The sequence below is a fragment of the Ruminococcus sp. AF31-8BH genome (assembly GCF_003460605.1).
GTDB lineage: Bacteria > Bacillota > Clostridia > Lachnospirales > Lachnospiraceae > Blautia_A > Blautia_A acetigignens.
On record NZ_QTVN01000017.1, the window covers coordinates 21,370 to 45,242 of the forward strand.

Annotated in this window: 18 protein-coding genes; 2 read left to right on the forward strand and 16 right to left on the reverse strand. The window is 47.8% G+C overall.

The genetic code is table 11. From position 1 onward, the window contains the following. Positions 1 to 60: 60 nt before the first annotated feature. From DWZ38_RS17805 to DWZ38_RS17825, 5 genes are all read right to left on the reverse strand, one after another. Positions 61 to 930 carry a DegV family protein gene (locus DWZ38_RS17805; protein ID WP_117854384.1) on the reverse strand — a complete coding sequence of 290 codons (870 nt, stop codon included), beginning with the start codon at positions 928 to 930 and terminating at the stop codon, positions 61 to 63. A 266-nt stretch (positions 931 to 1,196) separates the two neighbouring features. Continuing rightward, positions 1,197 to 2,168: a hypothetical protein gene (locus tag DWZ38_RS17810; protein ID WP_117854385.1), complete on the reverse strand. Its 972-nt coding sequence runs from the start codon at positions 2,166 to 2,168 to the stop codon at positions 1,197 to 1,199. Positions 2,169 to 2,178: 10 nt separating this feature from the next. Next, positions 2,179 to 3,780 carry an HlyD family efflux transporter periplasmic adaptor subunit gene (locus DWZ38_RS17815; RefSeq protein WP_117854386.1) on the reverse strand — a complete coding sequence of 534 codons (1,602 nt, stop codon included), beginning with the start codon at positions 3,778 to 3,780 and terminating at the stop codon, positions 2,179 to 2,181. A gap of 28 nt (positions 3,781 to 3,808) precedes the next feature. Beyond that, positions 3,809 to 4,648, reverse strand: a complete 840-nt coding sequence (locus DWZ38_RS17820) for a carbohydrate ABC transporter permease (protein ID WP_117854387.1) — start codon at positions 4,646 to 4,648, stop codon at positions 3,809 to 3,811. Positions 4,649 to 4,650: 2 nt separating this feature from the next. After that, positions 4,651 to 5,496 carry a sugar ABC transporter permease gene (locus DWZ38_RS17825; protein WP_243000353.1) on the reverse strand — a complete coding sequence of 282 codons (846 nt, stop codon included), beginning with the start codon at positions 5,494 to 5,496 and terminating at the stop codon, positions 4,651 to 4,653. A gap of 217 nt (positions 5,497 to 5,713) precedes the next feature. Here DWZ38_RS17825 and DWZ38_RS17830 point away from each other — a divergent pair, with 217 nt between their 5' ends. After that, a complete protein-coding gene (locus DWZ38_RS17830; protein WP_117854388.1) occupies positions 5,714 to 6,391 on the forward strand; it encodes a response regulator transcription factor in 678 nt (225 codons plus the stop codon). Positions 6,392 to 6,920: 529 nt separating this feature from the next. On the opposite strand, the gene DWZ38_RS17835 is transcribed toward DWZ38_RS17830, so the two are convergent. The 6 genes from DWZ38_RS17835 to DWZ38_RS17860 form a co-directional block, all read right to left on the reverse strand. Then, positions 6,921 to 8,225 carry a HAMP domain-containing sensor histidine kinase gene (locus DWZ38_RS17835; RefSeq protein WP_117854389.1) on the reverse strand — a complete coding sequence of 435 codons (1,305 nt, stop codon included), beginning with the start codon at positions 8,223 to 8,225 and terminating at the stop codon, positions 6,921 to 6,923. Between the two features lie 76 nt (positions 8,226 to 8,301). Beyond that, complete coding sequence (locus DWZ38_RS17840) at positions 8,302 to 10,680, reverse strand: extracellular solute-binding protein (protein ID WP_117854390.1); 2,379 nt, start codon at positions 10,678 to 10,680, stop codon at positions 8,302 to 8,304. A 282-nt stretch (positions 10,681 to 10,962) separates the two neighbouring features. Beyond that, positions 10,963 to 12,234 carry an ABC transporter permease gene (locus DWZ38_RS17845; RefSeq protein WP_021926854.1) on the reverse strand — a complete coding sequence of 424 codons (1,272 nt, stop codon included), beginning with the start codon at positions 12,232 to 12,234 and terminating at the stop codon, positions 10,963 to 10,965. A gap of 11 nt (positions 12,235 to 12,245) precedes the next feature. Beyond that, positions 12,246 to 14,324: a hypothetical protein gene (locus tag DWZ38_RS17850; RefSeq protein WP_117854391.1), complete on the reverse strand. Its 2,079-nt coding sequence runs from the start codon at positions 14,322 to 14,324 to the stop codon at positions 12,246 to 12,248. Between the two features lie 4 nt (positions 14,325 to 14,328). Next, a complete protein-coding gene (locus DWZ38_RS17855) occupies positions 14,329 to 15,000 on the reverse strand; it encodes an ABC transporter ATP-binding protein (protein WP_021926852.1) in 672 nt (223 codons plus the stop codon). Further along, a complete protein-coding gene (locus tag DWZ38_RS17860; RefSeq protein ID WP_117854392.1) occupies positions 14,997 to 16,520 on the reverse strand; it encodes an efflux RND transporter periplasmic adaptor subunit in 1,524 nt (507 codons plus the stop codon). Before DWZ38_RS17860 ends, DWZ38_RS17855 begins: the two co-directional genes overlap by 4 nt. 308 nt (positions 16,521 to 16,828) lie before the next feature. Here DWZ38_RS17860 and DWZ38_RS17865 point away from each other — a divergent pair, with 308 nt between their 5' ends. Next, the gene (locus DWZ38_RS17865) at positions 16,829 to 17,953 is read left to right on the forward strand and encodes a hypothetical protein (RefSeq protein ID WP_117854393.1); all 1,125 of its coding nucleotides are present in this window, start codon (positions 16,829 to 16,831) and stop codon (positions 17,951 to 17,953) included. Positions 17,954 to 18,032: 79 nt separating this feature from the next. Here DWZ38_RS17865 and aspS read toward each other — a convergent pair whose 3' ends face one another. Genes aspS through DWZ38_RS17890 form a run of 5 tightly spaced genes read right to left on the reverse strand, consistent with a single transcriptional unit; the run spans position 18,033 to position 23,856 of the window. Beyond that, a complete protein-coding gene (gene aspS / locus DWZ38_RS17870) occupies positions 18,033 to 19,829 on the reverse strand; it encodes an aspartate--tRNA ligase (RefSeq protein WP_021926849.1) in 1,797 nt (598 codons plus the stop codon). A gap of 13 nt (positions 19,830 to 19,842) precedes the next feature. Next, complete coding sequence (hisS, locus tag DWZ38_RS17875; RefSeq protein WP_117854394.1) at positions 19,843 to 21,093, reverse strand: histidine--tRNA ligase; 1,251 nt, start codon at positions 21,091 to 21,093, stop codon at positions 19,843 to 19,845. Positions 21,094 to 21,106: 13 nt separating this feature from the next. Then, positions 21,107 to 21,679: an HD domain-containing phosphohydrolase gene (locus tag DWZ38_RS17880; RefSeq protein WP_021926847.1), complete on the reverse strand. Its 573-nt coding sequence runs from the start codon at positions 21,677 to 21,679 to the stop codon at positions 21,107 to 21,109. Between the two features lie 16 nt (positions 21,680 to 21,695). Continuing rightward, a complete protein-coding gene (gene hemZ, locus DWZ38_RS17885) occupies positions 21,696 to 23,234 on the reverse strand; it encodes a coproporphyrinogen dehydrogenase HemZ (RefSeq protein ID WP_330681307.1) in 1,539 nt (512 codons plus the stop codon). Then, complete coding sequence (locus tag DWZ38_RS17890; RefSeq protein WP_117854396.1) at positions 23,227 to 23,856, reverse strand: MBL fold metallo-hydrolase; 630 nt, start codon at positions 23,854 to 23,856, stop codon at positions 23,227 to 23,229. The genes hemZ and DWZ38_RS17890 overlap by 8 nt, the downstream gene beginning before the upstream one ends. Positions 23,857 to 23,873 lie beyond the last annotated feature (17 nt).

Sequence of the window (23,873 nt, forward strand, 5' to 3'; positions counted from 1 at the left end):
GGCAGTTCAAAAAAGTTCATTCACAGAACTATTTCTGACTCTGTAACTCCTGTCTGTATATTACACGGTCACTTTACGTGAACATGCAATTGCCAGGGAACCATGTCCAATGTGACATGCCACGCTAAGGGACAGCGGATCCATGTGAATCTCCATTCCCGGGAATGCCTCCTGCATCTCCTGCTTCCACTCCTGTGCCTCTTCCGGGTTGCCGGTGTAAGCAGCCTGAAGACACATCTCTCCATTCTGGACAAACTGGGCAAAACGTCCCTCGAAGTCTGCCTTCATGGCCTTCAGCATAGTACGTCTGGCCTGCTTCTTGCCTCTTACCTTGGCAAAAGCATCTAGCTTCTCTCCCTGGAGCTGCAGTACCGGCTTCAGGTTCAGAACCGTACCGATTGCGGCTGCCGCCGGGGTGATTCTTCCGCCCTTCTTCAGATATTTCAAAGTCTCAAGGGTAATATAAATACTGGAATTGAATTTCTCCTCCTCCAGGATCTTCTTAATCTCTGCACCGCTTCTGCCTGCCTCACGAAGGGCAATGGCGTCCTCCACAGACTGGCGCTGGGTTACGGAAATTCGCTGATTATCTACCACATGCACTCTGCCCTCATATTCCTGGGCAAGTCCCATTGCAGTGGCGCAGGTAGCACTAAGTCCGCTGGACATAGGGATCTGTACGATCTCATCATATTCCTTCAGAAGGGTATCCCAAAGTCCCATGGTCTCTCCCGGGCTTGGCTGGGAGGTAGAAATCAAAGCGTCGCTCTTCAGCCACTGATAAAATTCCTCCTGGCTTAAGGTGATTCCTTCCAGATACATTTTCTCATTAATAAAAAAAGGCATAGGGATCACAGATACTCCAAGTCTGCGTCCTTCCTCCTGCGTAATGCCGCTGTTACTGTCCGTTACAATGGCAATTTTACTCATTCAATCTCTCCTTATCTCTTATAAAAAGTCGTCACTGTCCTGCCCTTTCTTCGGTCAATCCGGCTCTGATTTTCCAGATCAAACAGCAACTGTAAATCTTTATTCCCGTTCAGGGTCTTACAGTCTATTATAATACCTCTGGTCCCTTCTGGCAAATACTTTAGAGAAATCTCTCACGAAAAAATGTACCAAAATATTCCTTTTCCCGGAAAATTCTTTTGGCAAAAACAGGAAAAGGACGTCTGGTACAGCATTTTATGTATGCCCTACCAGACGTCCGCAATCAGCATGATCACAGTTGCTGCCGCACATTTTAGCATGCATCCCATGCCTGCGCACAGACGCTCTGCCTGGGCAGCTGTTTTGGGAAGCATCACATACCACCGGAAAAGTTCCATTTCTTTTTGGATTTTTTCCGGCCAGAAAGAGAAGTCGGACCATTTATCCGGCAGCCAGTCGTAGGGAAAGGTAATCCAGCCTGAGAGAAAGAACAGGCATCCTCCCCACAAAAAAGCTGTCAGGATCCATCTTAAATAGCGACTGCCTTTTACCAGCCTGCCAAAGATTCCCTGAATACAAAAGGCTGCAAGCAGAACAAACGCGGCGGGAAACCATGGAGTCAGATTTTCAAGCCAGCCGTCATCCACCAGTGTTCCAAAATAGCCGTTGCTCATGAGGAATCCGGAAGCTGCATTTTCCTTACTTTGTCCTTTTGCCGGACGGACCAGCACCTGGGTGTAAATGGTGTCCTTTGCATCGGGGTGAATGAGAATCCGGTGCATATTCCAGGATGCCGCCTGGCGAACCAGATAGGTTTTGTCGTTCAAAACCACTGCTCCGCCAACACAGTTTCTGCTTCCAAATAACTCCACTGCTGTTTTTTCATCTATAATGCAGCCTTCCTGGTCGTTCTCATCCAGGGCCATGCCCTCCCGGTCGTACAGAGATGCCTTTCCAAGAACACCAGTAACTGCCACCTGTGTCTGGCGAACGTATTCGGGATTTTGCAGATCTGTCATTCCGCCATTCCATACAAAACAAAGATCTGTGAACTCCTCTGCTTTTGCACCGGACAAAAGGATTTCTTCTGCCCGTTTCTGATCGGGGTATGTGCCGTAGAGTTCAATCACAGCTGCATTGCTTTCTTCCATAGATGCATAATTCTGAATTCCCGAATAAAAAAGCAGGGCTGCGATGATCCACAAGCAGATATTTTTCCAGTATTTTTTAAGATTCATTGCTTTTCCCCTAATCTTCTGTCAGCCTTACCCGGCTGCCATCCTTCAGTTCCCGGTTCGCCGAAACGATCACCTGCTGCCCGGAGGATATGCTTCCGCTTTCCAGGGCTGCCGTTGTCTGGTTTTTGTCCTTGACTGTCACAAAAACCTGACGGGCCACCAGCACGGTTCCAAGCACTGTATTTTCTGTGTCCGTCACATACACATAATTCTGGCCGTTTTCCTCATAAAGCGTTGTCAGCGGAACACAGCAGTCATAAGGACCAGCGTCCTTTGATATGGAAAACTGGGCGGTCTGTCCGATGGAAAGGCTGCCCTTTGGAAGCAAGATGGAAAGATTTCGTATGTCAGGATCGTTCTCATCTTCTGTGATACCCTCTACAGTTGCGCCAGATATATCATTATTGTTATTATCTTTGATCTGAACATCCATACCGGTATCAATGTATTTCAGGTTTTCTTTGGAAATGCTTCCGGTCATTCGGAAATCATCGTCAAGAAGATAGAGGACTGCAGCAGCGCCCTGCCCGGTAATGTCTCCCGTCTGTACGGACAGGCTTTTCAGGACACTGTCGGAGGGTGATGTTATGATTCCTCCCGTATCTTGAAGCAGGGTCACTTTTTCCAGATCTTCCTTTGTGTTTTCCAGCTCCCGCTTTGTATTTTCCAGAGTACTGTCAGAGGCCTGGGGTGCGTTGGCATCGGATATATTTTTGCCGGCACTGGCAAGAGTCTGGTTTCTTCCTGCGATTACCTCGTTTAAAGCCTCCTGCTTGGCGCGAAGGTCGTCCTGGAGGGCTTTTTCTGTGGCGGAATCATCCTGGGTGGAAGCAGCGTCGGAGCTTGAACTTGTCCCGGAGTTTTCCTCTAACTCGCCGTTATCCGATAGCTGTGAACTGCCATCTAAAGTCTCATTGCCAGATTGCGCCGCGATGCTATAATCGGTATTATCTTGCTGTGCTTCTTCCTGAGCGGTCTCCGTCTCGCCTCCGCTCTCAAAGCTATTTACAGAAGCTTCTGACTCTCTAGCCCCGTCCTCTGCCTCCCCGGTATCGCCGGAGGTAAAGCCTGCCATTTCATTTTTTTCCTGCGCAGCTGCTTCTCTCTCCTGATAAAATTCCTCCAGGCGCTGTCTGGCAACATTCACCTCTGCCCTTGCATTATCCACAGAAACATTTCCGCTCTGCGCAGCAAGTGCATAGGAATTCTCCGCCCAGGACTGCTCAGACGCCCGTTTCTGGTTATCCACACTTTTCTGGCTTTCCAGATCCTTCACCTGGCCTTCCAGGGTTTTGATCTTATTTTCCAGTTCCTTTGCGGCAGATGAAATGCTCTCGCCTGAAAGCTTCATAAGGGCATCCCCTTTTTTCACCGTTTCCCCGGCATGGACCAAAACCTGCTCCACCTGCAGGTTTTCCTGGACAAATACAGCCATCTCCTGGCTGCCCTCCACTTTTCCGGTGCCTGTCACCTCATGGGTCACCATCTGATTCTGGGGATTTTTTACCTGGATCTGTATCACATTCACAGAATCCGCCGCTCTTGATAATATAGTAAAAATCAGCATCACGGCAAAATACATCCCCGCCGCACCAATCAATTTTTTCTTCATGTCAATCTCCAATCTTCCTTTTCCATTTTTATTCCTTCACAGCTGTAGAGACAATTCCCTGCTCCAGGTAATCCTGCCCGGCAAAAAACACCAGTACAGCCGGAATCAGGGCAACCATAGACGCCGCAAAAGCGGTGCCTGCATGATCCATGTCAATATTGGGCAGATACAAAGACAGGGGCCACAACTCCTTTGTCTTCAGAAATACCATAGGCTGCTCAATCAGGTTCCAGTATTCCAGGAACCCAAGAACCATGGCAGAAATGACGCCAGGTGAACCTAAGGGGATGGCAATCATAAAAAACAGCCGAAGTTCACCTGCGCCGTCAAGTCTTGCCGCTTCCAGAAGCGCCAGAGGGATTCCCTCAAAAAAGCGGTACATAATAAATACGGGGAATGTGGAGAAAACCGCCGGGAGAATAATTCCCAAAAGCGAGTCCAAAAGCCGTAAATCATCCAGCACCAGATAATTGCCAAGGAGCATAACCTGAAATGGCATCATCATCAGTGCGATATACAAAGTAAACAATCCTTTTTTTCCTGGAAAATCAAACTTGGCAAATCCCCAGGCCGCAGGCATTCCTACAAGAAGCTCGCCTGCAAGTGCTCCTAATGTGATCTTCACGGAATTCCAGAACATGACGAAAAATTCCGGGGAATCTAATAGCACCTCCACGTAGGATCTTAAAGTAGGATACTCCGGGAACAGCTTCCAGGAGGCATAGCCTGTGCTTCCTGTTTTTAAAACAGGAAGAAGCAGATCCGTAAGCTCGTTTTTTCCCATCAGGGAGCCCACTGCAAGGAACAGAACCGGGAATACGAAAACAAGGGCCAAAAGGGTAAGCAAAAATGCGGTTATCTTTTTCATCCTTATGCATCCCCTTCCCAGGCCCTCTGCAAAAGCAGGATCAGTGCCATGATCACAAGTCCCGTGATCACAGCTGCCGCGGACATTTTGTCTATGGCAAGGTCTCTGTACCAGTTATTGAACAGATGCTGAAGAAGATACATTTTTTCCTGTGGATAGTCTCCTGCTGCCAGATAGGCCTCGCGGTACACCTTAAAGCCATTTAGCAGAGACAGTACCACAATGGTAAAAAGGGAGGGGAGAAGGTTTGGCATGGTGATACAGGTAAAGCATTTCCAGGTTCCTGCCCCGTCCACATGGGCAGCCTCATAAAGGGACTCCGGAATGGCAGACAGCCCCGCCAGCCAGAGAACAATGTCATACCCCAGGTTTCTCCAGATATAGCTGATCACAAGCACGCCAAAGGAGGCGCCTGTATTCATCCAGTCCACGTTTTTCAGGGACAGCATGAACAGTAAATGGTTTAAAATTCCCTGTCCATTAAACAGAGCTCTCCATAAAAGTACAACCGAGGCAACCGGGATTGCCATGGGAAGTAAAAAGGCTGTTTTCAAAAGCTGTCTGTGCATTTCCTTTAGTCCATTTATCAGTACAGCTGTTATTAATGACAGAAGCACCAGCAAGGGAATACAGGTTCCGAAAAAACGAATGGTATTTTCTCCAGCCAGCAGAAATGCCTGATTAGCAAAAACGGTCTCATAATTTTTCAGTCCTGTAAACGTCCCTCCCACTGCACTGAAAAAGGAGCGGCGGATCACATCCATATAAGGAAGGAGCCAGAACAGGCAGACGCCTGCAAAGCTTGGCAGAATAAATAAAATGCCTTTGAAGGCACGTTTTCTTTTCAAAGATAAACCCTCTTTTCATCACTCATTGTCTGGAGGAAATGATGTTTCCTGATGAAGTAAAGATAACAGTGGAATCTCTATTTTTTCTCTAAATGAGTGATTTTTCTCTAAATGAGTAATTGATTTTTTTAGAAATTTTTTTAGAGATATTTTTTAGATTTCTGTGGTACAATGAGAAAAATGCCAAAATTGAAAATAGATCAGAAAGGTTTTTGCAATGCGTATTTTAATGATAGAGGATGATAAAGAACTGGCGGAGATTACGAAGCTTCGCCTGGAGAAAGACAATTTCACAGTGGATGTGTGCCTGGACGGCGCGGAGGGGCTTTATTATATGCAGGAAAACATGTATGACCTTGTGATCCTGGACCGCATGCTTCCTTCTATGGACGGCACCCAGGTTTTAAAGGAGGCGCGGAAAGCGAATGTATCCACACCTGTGATTTTTCTTACGGCACTTGGAGAACTTGAGGACAAGATTACGGGGCTTGACTGCGGTGCAGATGATTATATGGTGAAGCCTTTCGCCTTTGAGGAGCTGCTGGCGCGAATCCGCAGCATTATGCGCCGTCCTGGCAAATGGGGCGATCTGGGGCTTTTGAAGCTTGGGGATGTGTCCTTTGATCCGGAGTGCGGACGGCTCTCTAAAGGGGCGAAGGAATGCACCCTGTCCAAGCGGGAAAGTACCCTGATGGAGGTGTTTCTCCGAAATCCAGGCCAGGTACTCCCCAGAACCCTTCTTCTCTCCCGCGTCTGGGGCCTGGAATCTGATGTAGAAGACGGCAACCTGGACAACTACATCCACTTCCTCCGTCGCCGCCTGCACGCCGTAGACAGCAGTCTCCAGTTAAAAACCATCCGCGGAGTTGGGTATCAGATGGAGGTGTATCACTGAAAGGGGATTTAGTGAATCAAGGGGAACGCTGGCTATTGAAAACTATTCCCGCGATCTGCATGCCCCACTTTGCGATATATTTTGCAGAAAGCCTTTTTCAAACACGCTCTAGGAGTAACAGGTGCCCAGAGGCTGTGCATCGCTGGAATTCCCTTAGTGCCGGTCAATAGGCATCGGGTTTGCACCTGGAAACAGCAGAGCCTTAGAGTATGTGTATCTGTCTGAATTCCCTCCCAGCGCCAGCGAAGAAGTATCGTTTTAGCACATTCTCTTTGCCAGTAACCAGTGAGTTCGCAATGTATATTCGTGAGCAGGTCATTCCAGGAGCGCTTTTAACGGAGACGAGATCCACTGTCTACGAAGACTTAACATCGAAGGCTCTCCTGAGATGTTTAGTCGCAGTTGACAGTTAGCTCGGCGAAGTGTTGCGACGACCTGCGATGAATATACATTGTGAACTCACGTCCTGGTAACAACTGCTTCACTAAATCCCGCCAGACCTGCATAAACGCAATCCCAAAAGCCTCTGTCACTTCGGCAGCCGAACCACAAAAGTAGTACCCCCTCCTTTTGTATCCTCAATCCGAATGCTTCCATGATGTAGCGTCACGATCTCCTTTGCAATGCAAAGCCCAAGTCCAAAATGCTGCTTATCCTTCCTGGAGGAATCTGCCCGGTAAAATCTCTGGAACACTGCTTCCTTATTCTCATCCGAAATCCCCGGTCCATTATCCTCCACATAAATCCTAAAATATTTTTCCTTTTCTTCCACACCGCTCCTGATTTTTCCACCTGCAGGAACATAGCTGGCACCATTATCCAGAAGGATTCCCAGAACCTGACTGATCCGTCCGCCATCGCATCTGCACGGGGAAAGAGACTCATCTGGAAGCTCCACGTTCATGGAAATTCCTTTTTCCCGAAGCAACGGCTCATACTTCTCATACGTCTCCAAAAGCAAAGTATCCAGCTCACAGGGCGACTTCATAATACTCCAGGACTTATTGTCCGCATTTGCCAGCGCCAGCATATCCCCGATCAGCCGGGACATCCTGGTTCCCTCACTTTTAATAGTGGAAAGGAAGCGCCTGCATTCCCCCGGATCCGCCTCTATGGCCTGAACGCTTGATAAGATCACAGCCAGCGGTGACCGCAGCTCATGGGAGGCCGAAGCAATAAACTGAGTCTGCCTTTTCCGGTTCTCTTCCAGCGGCAGCAGCATTTTCCCGGTAAAAAACCAGGAAAACACAACCAGTGCCAGCACCGCGATCAGCAGCAATCCTCCCCACAAAATCCTCTGGTGAAAAATCTGTCCCTTCAATCCGTCAAGGGGATACACCAACACCAGGCTTAACACGCCGCTTCCCTTTGGAATCAGCGCCGTACATGCATAAAAATCTGCTGTCTCAAAATAAACTTCTTTGGGAAGGGAAATGCTTCCCGTATACTCTACATCCAGCCCTTGCTCCTCCCTGGAGATTCTGGCAGCCTCCGCCATCATATTTTCCACAGAGCTTTTCCGGCCATTTTCCCCTGAAGCATTGGAGCTGCTTTCCTCATTCAGCTTGTCAAAAAACAGCCTTTTCCCATTATTCAGGATCCGAAGCTCCACTCCATATTCCTGCTTGGCTTCCAGGATCCATTTGTGGGAAAGCACGCTCTGGGTTTCCAGGTAAGCTACACAGGAATTTCCATTATTTAAAAACCTCTCATAGCTGTTGCGGGTAAGTCCCCGCTCAAAAATCACAAGACTGGCAATTGCCATCAAAATCAGAATCCCGCTTGTGATCAATGCCGAAAATATTGTCATTTGCCTGTGCAGCTTTTTAAACATTTATACTCTCCATACTGCGCTGCAGCTGGTACTTTCTCCCCAGCTGCAGCACCCCTCCTGTTAATTACAATCAAATTTACTCTGCAAGATACAGATTCACCTGCTGAATCACTGCATTTGCAGCCTCATCCAGTCCGATTTCCCCGTTCAGATAGCGCACGCCAGCCTCACTGACCGCACTGGTAATAATGGCATTATCCAGAATCGGAGTAGTCAGTGTTTTTCCAAGCTGCTTCAGTGCGTCTACCTTATCAGCAGACGGAACCACAATCTTATATTCCACTCCCTGACCGGTTTCGCTGTTGTCTCTATAGCCGCTGCCAAGAACCTTTCCTTCTTCGCCCTGATTCCAGTAGTCCTCTCCATCGTACACGCTTTCCACTACAGGGAATCCGTCCTTCTGCGAAACTGTTTGCCCCTCTTCTGAAAACAGATACTGTACAAATTTCTCTGCTGCCTCCTTCTGGGAGGCCTTGGAGCTGATTCCGATTTTGTTCACCGGGATAAAGCAGTTTGCAGCCTGTCCATTCCAAATTCCATAGGACAAGGAAGAATCGGTGTCTGCCATGGAAGTCACATATGCAAAATCCATAGGAGAATAGACACCGCCCACAGCAAAGCTGCAGTTCCCGTTTAGCAGCATTATGGTCTCCCCTGAGATGCCGTAAGACCTGTCATACTCTGCCTGCTGACCCTCATCAAAGGCCTGCGGATAAGCAGATTTTAATTCCTCGATGCCATCCTTTCCAGCCTGATAAATTCTTCCGGCCTGCTCAAGGAACTCTTTCACTTTTTCTTCATCCAAGGTTCCGTTTTCTTTCACCCAGGCTGCTGAATTGTCATCTGCCAGTTCTTCCAGAAATGCTTTCGGATACATGGAATATGCAAGAGGAAGCTTACAAAATGTTTCTGTAGAAAGCCCGTATTCCTCTTTATGTTTTTCCGTCACATCTGCCAGAGAGGTAAGATCCGTCACGGCATCCACATCCTCTTTCTTTCCTTCGATCATAGGGACTCCAAATTTCACAGGCATCTCATAAATGCTTCCATCTTCACTTTTATACGCCTCTTCAATATTGGAAAGCAGTCCCGCAGCTTTTAAAATACCGCTTAAATCCTCCAGCATTCCCTGCTCCACATATGTCTCAGAAGAAATTCCATCCAGGATCAGAATATCCGGTCCTTTTCCAGCCATAATCTCTGTATTCAGGGTTTTCAGCGCGTCTGTACGGGTCACGCCATCATCCCCGGACATTCCCGTTTCCAGAGTCAGATAAATATCCGGATATTTTTTTTGGAACATGGCCACAGCCTGACGAATGCTGGAATTGTCTTCCAGAGAATAAATGGTAAGCTCTGTATCCGGCACAGTTGGAGTGTCTGCTGAATAAGTATAGGAATACAGCTTTCCAGACATTGTACTGGAATTGTAATCGATTTCTGCTATATAAATTTTTCCGTCAGGACCTAATACCATATCTTCAAAAGCCTTATTCGCAGAGCTAATGGTATTCAGACTTCCATCAATCACCTGTTCGATCACATTGCCCCCAAAAGCATACCGATACAGACCGGTGCTGTCCACATAAAATACGGTTCCTTCCTCATCTCCGTCCATAAACATCAAAGAGGTACCAGATGAATTTCCAAATTCCAGATTGGAGGGCGTCTTTTTCAGCTGTTCCGTAAGAACATCACCACCCTCGGCAGGTTTACCGGTGGCCACATCATAATAATACACCTCACCGGCTGAAACTATGATCAGATACTCAGAAGTGACACCCATATAATCTGTAGAACTTCCTTTTTCATATTCATGAACGATGCTGCCATCCGTTGGATTGATTTCCTGAATTCCGTTTCCTGAAAACTGCAAAAACAGATTCCCGTTTGCACCGATCTTCATCCCCCAGGCCAAACCATCTGCTGCATTTTCAAATTCCAGCTTTCTACCTTCACCGCCAGCCGGACAGTAATAGTAATCCATGATTCCCAGGCCATTTTCATCCTTAGCTTCTACATATACGCCGCCCAGAATGCTTCCATCCTTTCCCAGGGCTGTTTTATAAAACAGCTCCCCATTGGAACTCTCCAGTCCAAAAATACTTGCAAGCGTCACGCCTTCATCCCAGTCTGCTCCCTGATCTGCTGACTTATACAGGCACAGCACGCCATCTCCATTTTGTGCGATCATTTCCATGCTTCCGTCTTCCAGAATCTGCAGACTGGAAATTTCCATGCAGCCCTTTGGCACTGCCAGTTCTTCTTCCAGATAGCGTCCCATTGCCTTTGACTCCCCGAAACCAGATGCGTCCTTTTTTTCTGCATTTTCATTACCTGACTGACTGCTTCCACTGTCACCGCCACTGCATCCTGTCAGGCTGGCTGCTGTAATTGCCATGCACGCGGCTGTGGATACAGATACAAGCCGCTTCCATTTCTTATATTTTCCCATATTAAAAAGTCTCCTTCCATTGTTAAGGTTTCTGTCAAGAATCCACCTGGAGCTTGTTTGAAGCACCACACAGATTTCTATATTTCCCACTTTAACAAAGGAATCTCTATTCAATCTCTAAATATTATAACATGGCCCATTCCTGTTCTGCAAAAGCTTTAACGAGACAGCAGGCCGCAGAACGCAGCATATGAAAAACCTCCGATGCAAAACAAGAAGCAGCCAGAACACGAATCCTCTCATTCACATTTCTGACTGCTTCTTTTAAAACAATTTTATCTTTTATTCACTTCTCAGCGCGTCAATCGGATTTAAGTTGGCTGCCTTCACAGATGGAAGCAGACCGAAGATAATACCAATGAGCATAGAGAACACTACAGAACCTACAATAGCAGGAACGCTGATAGCGGTAGGCGAGCCCGCCACCTTGGATACCACCTTGGAAAGTCCGATTCCAAGGATGACGCCGATAATACCGCCTACACTGGTCAGTACAGCTGCCTCTGTAAGGAACTGGTTCAGGATGGTCTTCTTCCTTGCCCCAATGGCTTTCTTAAGACCAATCTCCTTGGTACGCTCGGTTACAGATACCAGCATAATGTTCATAACACCGATACCGCCAACCAAAAGGGAAATACTTGCGATCCAGATCAGCTGGGAGTTGGTGCTCTCACTCAGTTTCTGAAGATCCTGTACACGCTGCATCACATCATCCGCTTTGTATTTCAGATTACTGCTGCTGTTCGTGTTTGTACTGCTGATGGATTTGTTCAGGATCTTGGCAACTGCGGAACCAGCAGCACTCATATTATCAGTGCTGTCCACACGGATAATGGCATTCTCAGGCTCATCAAATTTGTACGGGATTGCCCAGCACTTATTTGGAATCAGCACCGTTCCCATAATGCTCTCATAGTAATTGTAAAATTCATTTGGAGAATCCATATTGGGAAGACTGTCGGAAGCCTGCCGTATAACCCCTACAACGGTAAAGGGCTCAGAGCCGATCTCGATAATTTTTCCCACCGGATTCTCTCCTGGAAAGATAGTATCTGCCGCATAGCTGTCCACCAGCGCAACCTTGCGGAAATCATCGTAATCCTGCTGTACAAAGCCTCTTCCCGAGCGCACCTGATAGCCGCAGGTATCCAGATAATTCTTGTCTACGCCATACACCTTTCCGCCGGAAAAGCTGCTGTTTTCATAGTAAACATTGCTGTTGTAATCTGTTCTGCTGTAGAAAAAGGTTGCATTCACAACATGGTCAGCTTTCAGAACCTCGTTCTTCAGCTCCTGGCTGAGAAGCGGGGTAACGACAGAGCTGTCGCTGTAATAGTCCGCACTGTAGGCACTGTCGCCCTGGGAAAGGGTGATATTCACCGTATTGTTGCCGGAACCGATCAGATCCTCCTTGATCTGCTCACTGGTTCCCTTGATGGTGGACACAATTGCAATAATGGATGCAATACCGATGATAATACCCAGCATTGTAAGGAAAGATCTCATCTTGTGTGACCAGATTCCCTGGAATGCCAGACGTATATTTTCAAACATGAAATCCCTCCTTAACCGATGCCTGAATACGAGGTGGAATCATATCCCATAAACGTATCCAGAGAGCCTTCTTTTGTCTTCACGCCTTCCTGTGCCGTTTTGGAATATGGGAAAGCAATCTTGTCTTCCATGGATAATCCGCCGTTAATCAGCACATACATGCCGCCGTTTACATTCTGCGTCACCTTGACGATCTGTTTCTTGAGGACGCCATTTACGTCCTTATATACATAGCTGACTCCGTCCTCAGTACGGACAAAGGCCTTGGAAAGCACAATTCCCTCTGAAGCCTGTTCCTGCTTCTCAAGCTGGATGTCAACCCAGTCCCCTGCGCTTACCTGCGCCGTATCGTCTGTAATCTTGGCTGTAAAGATATAGGAAGATACATTGGGGTTGGTGTCCCCGTAATAATAATTGTTATCTCCGGACACTGCATAGTCAGACACCTGAACCACTTCCGCCTCAAACATGGCATATCCAAATTCCCCGTAGGAGCTGCAGCTGATCATAGTGCCTTCCTGAACCTGATCCAGCATAAGCTCACTGACAGTTCCCTGTACATAATAGCCGTCCTTGCTCTTTACTGCCAGGAAAGAATCAGATTCCGAGTTGGTGCCTGTGGCAGCATCTCCAACTGTAGTCACAATACCGTCAAGCTTACTTGTGATCAGCTGTCTGCTTGCTTTCTTCTCAAGCTTGCTGATGCTGATCTCGCTCTCCTGAACGTCCAGCTCCAGGCTGGAAATCCTGTTCTTCTGAATCCGGATCGCTTCCGCACGGGTCAGGGTGGAAGTATCTCCTCCAGTATTATCACCGCCGCCGTTGTCCGGGATTTCCGGATCATCACTGCTGCCGTTGTCATAATGAAGGGCATCCTCCAGTGTGAAATCCAGTTCCACGAAACGGTCTACCGGATTGGAAAGCAGGCTTCCCTCGATCAGGTAATAGCCTGTGCAGGACTGCTTTCTGTTCTCATAATCCGCAATGGTATCGTTCTGATGGAACTCAAGAAGATACCAGTATCCGCCTGGATGAATGAGCATGGTTCCGTCTGCATTGTAGCCTGCCATCTTATTGAGGAAGGCTCCTGTCACGGTTACCTTGCCCTTAGCGCTGGAACACAGATACAGATACGGATTCTCTTCGGTTCCCTCTCCCATAAAGGGTTCTGTATCATAATCCAGTGTCTGATAGAACGGTTCGTCTCCATCCACAAACCCTTCATTTTTATTCAGGGAATTGTCTCCATCCTGAGTAGGATCTACGTTATTTCCATCTGAAATAAAACCATTCTGGTCGGATGCAGACGCATCGCTGCTGAATCCGCTGTCATCCTCTGTTTTTCCATAGTAGTCAGATGCAGAGGTGGAATTCCCACCTAGATCCTCACCAAGGTCTTCGCTGCCATCTGCCATATCGGAATCTGCCATTCCCAAATCTTCGCTTCCTGCATCTGTCACCTCAGCTGCAGCTTCAGCACTTTCCTGTCCGTCCCCGAAGCCATCTGCAACAGCAGCCAGCAAAAGAGGCTGCATGGCAACTGCCAGATAATGATCGGATGCGGTTACATTGGCAGATGCCATATCATCTGCACCATCACTTCCAGAACCAGTTCCGGAATCGGAGCCAGAGCCCGAATCAGAACCGGAATCAATCAGGCTGTCCGCAGAATTGGCATCGGAATCCAGGATCGGACCACCATTCTGCAGGCTTGTAAGACGCTTCTTTGCTGTTGCAAGATCCTGCTGCTGCTTCTGAAGCTTCAATTTGGCAATATTCAGCTCCATATCCACAAGGGTCATATCAAAGGAAATCAGCTTATCTCCCGGCTTCACCTCGTCTCCCTTGCTTACAAAAATATCCTGAATGATCATGTCCTTGTCCACCGTGATTCTCTGGGTGGCATTGGCATAAACATTTCCGCTTAACGTGTTATCGGAGCCGTAGTTCTCTCCTGCCAGATCACTGACGCTTGCCACAAGAACCTCCTTCTGGCTCCCCTTGCGCACATACAGAAGTCCGCCGCCGATGCCGGTTCCCACAAGAGCTGTGACAACCACGCCTATGATTACTTTTTTTACTTTGCCCATGGGATCACCTCTTTTCCTGCAGCTCACCGTCACGGATCATAACCACCCGCTTGGCATGGGCTGCGATTTCCGGATCATGTGTGATCATCAGAACTGAAACGCCCTCGTCATTCAGCTTCTGGAACAGCTCCATCACCTGCTTGCCGGACTTACTATCAAGAGCACCCGTCGGCTCATCTGCAAGCAGAAGCTTGGGGTTGTTCACAATGGCCCTGGCAATGGCAACTCGCTGCATCTGACCTCCTGACAGCTGATTCGGCCTGAAATCCACACGGTCTGCAAGCCCCACTCTGTCAAGGGCTGCAAATGCCCGCTCCCTTCTCTCCTTCTTTGGCACATGTGCATAGTTCAACGGCATTTCCACATTGGAAATGGCAGACTGCCTTGGAAGAAGATGAAAGCTCTGAAATACAAATCCAATCTTGTTCAGACGGATATCTGACATCTCATTCTCAGAGCATTTGCTGATGTCTTCTCCATCCAGGAAAAAGGTTCCCTTGGTTGCCTGATCCAGACAGCCGATAATATTCATCAATGTGGATTTGCCAGAACCGGAGGGACCCATAATTGCCACATATTCCCCCTCCTCCATGGAAAAATTCACATCCTTAAGAACAGGAACGGTCATTTTTCCCTGCTGGTAATCCTTATAAATTCCCTTCAGTTCAAGAATCATCCTGCTGCCTCCATATCATCAGAACCGTACTGCTGTGGTTCATCCATGTTCTCATCCGTGAAGCCTTCCATATCCTCTTCTGTATAGTCCCCATCCATAGAAGAATCCTCTATGGCGGCATCCATGCTGTCATCTGTACCGCCTTCTATGAAATCAGCGGAAGCCTCTCCGTCCATTGACTCCATGGTATCTCCATCGGAGTATGCTTCATCAGGGTACATTTCATCAGAAAGATCTCCGTCTGCACTGCTCTCCATATCCAGCATATTGGCGTAATCCTCATCTGTCATATCCGCCATGTCCTTGGTGCTCATGCCTTCCTCAAGGCTGTCTGACGGGAATGCAATACTGTCATCCTCAGTCAGACCGTCTGCAATCTCATATTCGGAAAGCTCATCATCATGCTGTCCAAGGATTACGGAACGCTTCTCCAGCCGTCCCTTGGAATCCACAGCCCATACATAAGGGTTCTCTGTGTCTGCATCTACAATGTAATAATCTCCGATCCACACGCCGGTCTTCTTGTCTTCCTGGCCCTCGTCCATCTCTATGTATACATGCTGTCCAAGCATAAGCCCGTCAGAGGAATCCAGAGTTACATAGAATGGATAGCTGCTGGAGCTTGTGGTGTCATCGCCGCTGGAACCTCCCCACATATAGCTGTTGCTATTGTTGCTGCTGGATGCACTCTGCTCATCTACAGCTCCCATAGTGCCGCGCCAGATCTGATTCTCGTCTACTCTGGAGCGCACGATCACAGCGGATCCCGGAACAACGGAATTACGGTTCTGCTCATTAACCAATCCCTTGATTCTGTAAGCACCTGTGCTCAAAATGGTAATAAATGAATTATCGGAATCAGAGCTTCCGGAATCAGAGCCCATGCTGTTGTCAAGAGTATCTCCATCTGAGCTGCCAAGCTTGCTGGTATCAATTTTCTGGATGACGCCATCGATCTCGCTGCGCACCTCTGTATTGGTGGTGGCTGCCTGCAGATTGTCAATTTCTGCCTGCTTGCTGATCTGGTCATATTCATTCTTCTTGAGATTCATCTTATTGGTCTCAATCTCAATGGTGTAGGAAAGCTGGCTGCTCTTGTTGGCTTTCTTCTTCTCTTTCTCAAGGGTGGCAATCTGCTCATTCAAACTGAGCGCCTCATTCTTCAGACGGTCAAGTGCAAGCTGTGCTTCCTTTAAGCTGTCCTGGATGCTGCTTAAATCGTATTCAAAAAGCAGCTGGCCTTTCTTGACCTCGTCACCGGTTTTCACCTTTACCTCGGTAACGGTTCTGCCGTTCTCAATATTTACCTTCACAGTATCCTGAGGCTCTACCACTCCGGCAAACCGATTCACCACACCGGAATCCTCTCCAAGCAATGTGCTGATCTTAGTCACATAAGCCACCTGCCCGGATGCGGCGGATGAGTTCGCATAATTCTCTTTATAATAATACCAGCCGCCAGCGCCTGCCGCTCCAGCCAGTATAATAATTCCTCCGATGACAAAAAATTTTTTCTTCATAGTTACCTCCCGTACGATAACTGGAATGTAACTGTTCAGTACCTTCACAGTTACACTGGAATTATTCTTTATATCATTTGCATTATAACAGATAGGTACATTCTCCTGTCATCTGCATTTACCTAACTAATCATAACAGATTCTTTCCCAAAAGAAAAGCTTTCCTGGCAAACAAGGGTCTTTTTCAATGCAATTTTCACAATTTTTTCACTCTTTTTTTAGAAATATCGTATATGTTTTAGGGATTTTTGACTTTTATACCGAAAAATGGTATAATGCACCTACTTATAATGAAAGGAAAAAACTGTATGAAGTCAGTCAAATTTCTGCTTCCTCTTTTGCTTCTGTGTGCAGTTCTTTTTTGCGGCTGTACAGGTAAAGAAGAAAAAAAGATTGACGAAGTAGTAAAGCGGGAACTGGATCTTCTGAAGCATCTGGATTCCGACACCACACAGAAATACATTTCCTACCAGGAAATTTTCCCCGGCGACCTGGAAGACGCCGCAATGTCCTCAGATGTTGAGGAAGTTTTCTCCCTGTTTTTCCAGGATTTCGATTACAAGATTCTGGATACCTCCGTGAACCGGGACAAAGCAATTGCCAAAGTAAGCCTTCGTCTGTTTACCTTGGATGCCCGGGCACTTGCCGAGGATTTTTCCAAGGCGCTGCTGAAGCATGAAATTGCGCTGGCTGCTTCAGATGATACAGAGGATGACCAGACCGTCACCCTGGAAGACCGGTACATGCTTCTGAACCAGCTTCTTAGCTCCAACAAATACCAGACCGTAGAACGCAACTGTAGCATCACCCTTACCGCCTCCGAAAAAAATGAGGAAACCATATGGGAGATCAAGCGTACCACCACACTGGAAAATGATCTGGTAGGCGGTCTTATGAACTATCTGTCGGATCCCGATATTCTCTCACCTGAGGATACCCTTCTTGTGTATCTGGACACGCTGAAAAATATGTCCACTGAGGAACTGGCCAATTACCTGAATGCCGACTCTATTGTAAGCACAGAGGATCCCAACAAGATCAGCCTTGCAAATGCCCTGGTGGAACAGGTTCATAACATTTTTAACTACAGCATCGGGGAAACCTCTGTTTCCGGCTACCACGCTTCTGTAAAGGCGGATATCACCACCTTTGACAGCGAGGCGATTTTAAACAGCTATCAGTCTCAGTTAGATGATTACCTTTCCTCTACGGATGCGGTCATCGACGGTGCCCAGAAGCGCTATAACAAATCCTACCAGCTTCTGATCGACTCCATCAAGGAGAACAAAGAAGAAAAAACAGTGACCACAACCTTTACCCTGATCAACGACGGAGCTTCCTGGAAGCTTGAGGACGCAGGCTCTGTATTCGGACAGGCACTGTTCGGAACCTTAAGCTCCAGCCCTGTAGAAGACAGTGAAGAAGATTCCTGATCACATAAAAAATCCCGCTCTGGCGATTCAGTCAAAGCGGGATTTTTTTATAACAATCATAACATTTCTGCTGTCTTTTTTATTCTTCTGTCTCTTCTTTTTCCACTTCCAGTCCAAGCTCATTCAGCTGTGCCTCGCTTACGCGCTGGGGAGCCTGAGTCATCAGACAGGATGCATCTTTCACCTTCGGGAATGCGATTACGTCACGGATGCTGTCAACCTTGGCGATCAGCATAACCAAACGGTCAAGGCCATAAGCCAGTCCAGCGTGAGGCGGAACTCCGTATTTGAATGCATCCAGAAGGAATCCGAACTGCTCATGGGCAGCTTCCGGTGTAAATCCAAGTTCCTTGAACATTCTCTCCTGAATATCATCCTGATGGATACGAACGCTTCCTCCACCGATCTCATTACCGTTCAGTACGATATCATAAGCCTTGGCACGAACTGCGCCCGGATCTGTGTCAAGAAGCGGGATATCCTCGTCCATCGGCATGGTAAATGGATGATGCATAGCTGTGAAACGGTTCTCCTCCTCGCTCCACTCAAGCAGCGGGAACTCAGTTACCCATACGAAACGGTACTCGTTCTTGTCCAGAAGATCCATCTGTTTTGCAAGCTCCAGACGAAGTGCGCCAAGAACATCATAAACCAATTTCTTCTTGTCTGCTGCGAACAGAAGCAGATCTCCTGCCTTACCATCCATAGCAGCTACCAGCGCGTCCATCTCCTCATCTGTCATGAATTTGGCAAAGGAGGATTTTCTTGTGCCGTCTTCTGCGATTGCAATGTATGCAAGACCCTTTGCGCCGTAGCCTTTTGCAAATTCTACAAGCTTGTCGATCTTCTTACGAGGCATGCTTCCCTGTCCCTCAGCGTTGATACCGCGAACGCTTCCGCCGTTCTCAAGGGCACTTGTAAATACGGAGAAGCCACAGTTCTTCACAATGCCGCTTACATCATGAAGCTCCATGCCAAATCGCATATCCGGCTTGTCGGAGCCGAAACGGTCCATAGCTTCCTGCCAGGTGATTCTCTGGATTGGAAGCTTCACATCGATGCCAAGAACTTCTTTGAACAGATAAGAAAGGTATCTCTCGTTTACATCGATTACATCATCAACATCAACGAAGGAAAGCTCCATATCGATCTGTGTGAACTCCGGCTGACGGTCAGCACGAAGGTCCTCGTCACGGAAGCATCTTGCGATCTGGATGTATCTGTCATATCCGGAGCACATCAGAAGCTGTTTGTACAGCTGCGGTGACTGCGGAAGACCATAGAAGCAGCCTGGATGTACACGGGATGGTACCAGGTAATCTCTTGCTCCCTCTGGAGTACTCTTGCCAAGCATAGGAGTCTCGATTTCCAGGAATCCCTCGTTTGTAAAGAAGGACCTGGTAAGCTGCATTACGCGGCTTTTCAAGATCAGGTTTTTCTGAAGGTCCGGACGTCTTAAGTCAAGATAACGGTATTTCAGACGAACGTCCTCTTTTGTTTTGCTGTTCTCCTCAACCGGGAACGGAGGAACCTCTGCCTCGGAAAGAACACGAAGGGATTTTGCTCTTACTTCGATCTCACCTGTTGCAAGGTTCTCATTGACAGCACCGCCACGTTTCTCAACAGTACCGGTTACTGCGATTACAAACTCGCTTCTGAGCTTGCCGGCTTTTGCAAAGCCTTCCTCATCAATGGAGCCATTCTCGAAGATCAGCTGCATGATACCGCTGCGGTCACGTAAGTCTACGAAAATGATTCCTCCTTTATCTCTAGCCTTCTGAACCCATCCCATAAGGGTTACTTCACTGCCAACCATCTGTGTGGTCACTTCTGCACATCGGCAGGTTCTGTGCAGTCCCTGCATACTCTCAGCCATTTTGCTGCCTCCTTTATCTCTTGAAGAATTCCACAAATTCTGTATAGCCTTCTGCAGCCATCTGGTCTTTCTGGAATTTCTTGTTCTTTTTCATAATGGAGATGTTAACCTGGATTCCAGTCTTTCTCTCCTCTTCCGCCTGGCGGAAAATCTCGATCAGCTTGTCAGCCGGCATATTTTTCTCAATGAGATATGCCTTCTTGGTCTTCGCTGTGGGGATCTGGTAGCCTCTCTCCAGAAGGAGCATAACAATACGCTCAAATCCGATGGAGAAACCGCATGCGCTTGTATTGTTTCCGGTAAATTTACCGATCATCTCATCATAACGTCCACCGCCGCCAACGCTGCCGCCGAACTCATCCATAGAAATCTCGAAGATCGGACCTGTGTAGTAGGACATGCCTCGTACCAGAGTCGGGTCAAATGCCATCTTGAAATCAGCAGTTTTCACAGCTTCTACTGTGGAAATAATGGTCTCAAGATCTGCTGCGATCTGCTTATCCAGCACACCAGAGAGCTTCTCCTTGCAGTATCTTACACCCTGGATGTCAGAGCTGATCTCCTTGAACATCGCAAGGTAAGTGTCAATGCTCTCTTTTGCAAAGCCCTCTTCCTCAAGCTCTTTGGCTACACCCTCAAGACCGATCTTGTCCATCTTGTCAAGGATGATAAATACAGTGTCAAAGCTTTCCTTCGGGAATCCGCTGTACTCAGCCATAGCCTTCAGGATACGGCGGTCATTGATGCGGATGGTAAAGTTGTGAAAGTCAAGCTTGCCAAGAAGGGTGGTGGTTGCAAGCACCAGCTCGATCTCAGCCATATAAGTGGGCTCACCTAAAATATCAATGTCACACTGCATAAACTGACGGAAACGGCCTCTCTGAGGACGGTCAGCTCTCCATACATAGCCCATCTGCAGTGCCTTAAACGGTCCCGGCAGCTCATTGGCGTTGTTGGAGTAATATCTGGAAAGGGGTACTGTCAGGTCATAGCGAAGACCGGAATCTACAAGATCTGCCTCCTCTTTTGCCTGGTCAAGCTTCAGCTTCTCGCCTCTTTTGAGGATTTTGAAGATCAGCTTCTCATTGTCTCCGCCCTGCTTGCTGCAAAGGTTCTCAATGTGCTCCACGCTCGGAGTCTCGATTGAAGTAAATCCAAAGGAGCCGTATGTCTCGCGGATCAGTCCGGTAACATAGTTACGGATTTCCATCTCCTTTGGTAAAATATCTTTCATGCCGGTAACCGGCTTCTTCTTTAATGCCATGTTTCCTCCTTCATCAACCAGTTTTCCTGGTATGTACTACTCTTTGAAATGCAAGAAATACTTCCAAATCAAAGTTTTTTATTTCATCTATCATCAGTTCCATCACGGTGCGCCGGTCAAAGGCCTTGCGGTAGGAGCGGTCCTGGCTCAGGGCACAGAACACGTCGCATACCCGCAGGATCCTGGCGCCGATGGGAATCTCTTCCCCTGCCAGATTGGACGGGTAACCGCTTCCATCGTAATTTTCATGATGATAGAGAATACTCTCAAGAACAAAATCTGAATAGCCCTGGCCCTTTAGTTCCTCGTAGCCAAGAGTGGAATGCATACGGACATATTTCAGTTCCTCAATCACAAGAGGGTTCTTCTCCTGTCCGTTGATGTAGCTTCTCAGCTTCAGCTTTCCAATGTCGTGAAGCATTCCGGCTATGGCAAGGTCATAGCACTGCTCATGGGGAAGGCCAAGCTCCGTGGCAAGGGCATAGACCAGATTGCTTACTGCAATTCCATGCTTCAGCTCTGCAGACAGGTCAAATTCCAGAAGTCTGTCCGTTCCTTCTGACTGGGTTTTCGAAAGCTCTTCCAAGAATTTTCCCTCCCCTCTATAACCAGGTTCCGATTCCTGTACGCTTTCTTTCGATCATCTCATCGATGCGGGCAATGTAGCTGGTTACATCCTTTACATTCTCCACGCGCTCGATCCGTTTTCCATGGTCAAACACCAGCTTGGAAGAACCGCCTGCTCCAAGAGCGATGATGGGCTGTTTTTCTTCCATAATCAGTATATTGTAAATCCCGGCTTTGTCAACCTTTGCATAGCCTACATTTTCAAAATTTCCCTTCATGTTCTTCTGACGGTACAGATAGTAGGGGCCCATTTCCATGGAATAAGCTGTCTGCTGGGTCAGATCCATGATCTCCTGATTGTTCTCAAAGGTCATTTCCTGATATTTGTCACGGAACATATTCAGGCGGGCTGCACGCTTCACAGCCAGGGAATGGACGGTCAGGCTGTCCGGGGAAAGTTCCTTGATCTTATCCAATGTGTTTCTGACCATGGAAATATCCTCTCCAGGCAGTCCCACAATAAGATCCATGTTAATATTGTTATAATCTAATTCTCTGGCAAGCTGAAATGCCTCAATGGTCTGCGCCACTGTATGGCGTCTGCCGATGATTTCCAGAGTTTTCTGGTTCATAGTCTGAGGGTTCACGGAAATTCTGGTCACAGGATATTCCCGGATGGCTTCCAGCTTCTCTCTTGTAATGCTGTCTGGTCTGCCTGCCTCGATGGTAAACTCCACCAGCCCGTCAAATCCGAAGGATTCTCCCAGCTGATCCAGAAGCCGCCTTAGCTGATCCGGCTCCAGGGTGGTAGGCGTACCGCCGCCAATGTAGATGGTGTCCAGTTTGTAGTTCTTCATCATCTTAGCAGTTTCCCGAATCTCAAGACACAGGGCATCCAGATACTCATCCACACGCTTGTGCCAGATCTTCAGCGGGTAGGAACTGAAGGAACAGTACAGACAGATACTGGGGCAAAAGGGAATGCCTACATAAAGGCTGTAGCCGTGCTCATAATCAATATCCTGGAGAAGTGCCCGCTCCCGGTTTGCTATGGTGATGGCAAGCGCTGTTTTCTTGGCACTGACCAGATAGTGATCCCGCATTACCTGAGCAATCTCAGTATTCTTCATGCCGCTCTCGATCATCCCCATGGCAAGCTTGGCCGGGCGGATTCCGGTAAGGTTGCCCCATGGAAGGGTTCTTCCGGTAAGCTTCACCAGCACATTGTAGAGAACATATTTCAGGCCGTCCTTGTTGGCTTTGCGAAGCTCATGGGCATCCATGATTTTGGGACTTTCCTGTGCGCCGTCCTCTGGCTTCTTGGCCTCACTGCTTTCTTCCTTTAAATCTGCACCTGTGATCACAGCCGCCCGCGCTGCACCTTTTTTGTCCTTTGTCTCATAACGGATGATGAAATCCTTCTCATCCCTCTCCACAGTAAAGAAGATATCGTACTCCTCTTCGTCCTTTTCGTAGAGGCTGTGGATATCTCCTTCCGGATAAAACGCTTTTATTAATTCATATACATCATGCTCGAAATCCCTGTCAAGCAGCAGGATTCCTATTTTACACAAATGGATTGTACCTCTTTTCGTAGCCGATTGTTGTGGAAGTATCATGTCCCGGATACACACTGGTGTCATCCGGCAGAGCGGCCAACAGTCTGTGCAGGCTGTTCCGGATCTGGCTGGCACTTCCTCCCGGAAAATCTGTCCTGCCTACAGAGCCGCAGAACAGAGTATCTCCGCTGAACAGAACGCCTTCCTCTTTCAGATAATAGCAGCAGCTTCCCTTGGTATGTCCCGGCGTATGGATCATCTGGATGGAAAATCCCGCCGCTTCAAATACCTGCAGGTCATCCAGAAATACATCCGGGCGGATGGAGCAGGATTTCCCCATCTGGTCTGTCATATTCACAGAAGGCTCCCGGAGCATTTCCTCTTCCTGACGACAGGCATAAACAGGAATCTGATACTTTTCCCGCACTGCCTCCACGCCCATAATATGATCGAAATGACCGTGTGTGAGAAGCACTGCCACAGGCCTTGCGCCCATAGCGTTCACTTTTAATTCTATCTTGGAAGGTGAATCTGCCGGATCGATAATCAGCGCTTCACCTGTCTCTTTATTTTTTGCAATATAGCAATTGGTATATACAGGGCCAAGAACGCACTGCTGTAATTCAAGTTTGCCCATATTCTATCCTTTCACGG

Excerpts from the sequence above, each read along its gene's own strand:
- DWZ38_RS17835 (WP_117854389.1), bottom strand. The coding sequence starts at position 8,225 with ATGTTTAAAAAGCTGCACAGGCAAATGACAATATTTTCGGCATTGATC.
- DWZ38_RS17860 (WP_117854392.1), bottom strand. The coding sequence starts at position 16,520 with ATGAAGAAAAAATTTTTTGTCATCGGAGGAATTATTATACTGGCTGGA.
- DWZ38_RS17815 (WP_117854386.1), bottom strand. The coding sequence starts at position 3,780 with ATGAAGAAAAAATTGATTGGTGCGGCGGGGATGTATTTTGCCGTGATG.
- DWZ38_RS17830 (WP_117854388.1), top strand. The coding sequence starts at position 5,714 with ATGCGTATTTTAATGATAGAGGATGATAAAGAACTGGCGGAGATTACG.
- DWZ38_RS17865 (WP_117854393.1), top strand. The coding sequence starts at position 16,829 with ATGAAGTCAGTCAAATTTCTGCTTCCTCTTTTGCTTCTGTGTGCAGTT.
- DWZ38_RS17850 (WP_117854391.1), bottom strand. The coding sequence starts at position 14,324 with ATGGGCAAAGTAAAAAAAGTAATCATAGGCGTGGTTGTCACAGCTCTT.
- DWZ38_RS17840 (WP_117854390.1), bottom strand. The coding sequence starts at position 10,680 with ATGGGAAAATATAAGAAATGGAAGCGGCTTGTATCTGTATCCACAGCC.
- DWZ38_RS17805 (WP_117854384.1), bottom strand. The coding sequence starts at position 930 with ATGAGTAAAATTGCCATTGTAACGGACAGTAACAGCGGCATTACGCAG.
- DWZ38_RS17855 (WP_021926852.1), bottom strand. The coding sequence starts at position 15,000 with ATGATTCTTGAACTGAAGGGAATTTATAAGGATTACCAGCAGGGAAAA.
- aspS (WP_021926849.1), bottom strand. The coding sequence starts at position 19,829 with ATGGCTGAGAGTATGCAGGGACTGCACAGAACCTGCCGATGTGCAGAA.
- DWZ38_RS17810 (WP_117854385.1), bottom strand. The coding sequence starts at position 2,168 with ATGAATCTTAAAAAATACTGGAAAAATATCTGCTTGTGGATCATCGCA.
- DWZ38_RS17845 (WP_021926854.1), bottom strand. The coding sequence starts at position 12,234 with ATGTTTGAAAATATACGTCTGGCATTCCAGGGAATCTGGTCACACAAG.
- hisS (WP_117854394.1), bottom strand. The coding sequence starts at position 21,093 with ATGGCATTAAAGAAGAAGCCGGTTACCGGCATGAAAGATATTTTACCA.
- DWZ38_RS17890 (WP_117854396.1), bottom strand. The coding sequence starts at position 23,856 with ATGGGCAAACTTGAATTACAGCAGTGCGTTCTTGGCCCTGTATATACC.
- DWZ38_RS17820 (WP_117854387.1), bottom strand. The coding sequence starts at position 4,648 with ATGAAAAAGATAACCGCATTTTTGCTTACCCTTTTGGCCCTTGTTTTC.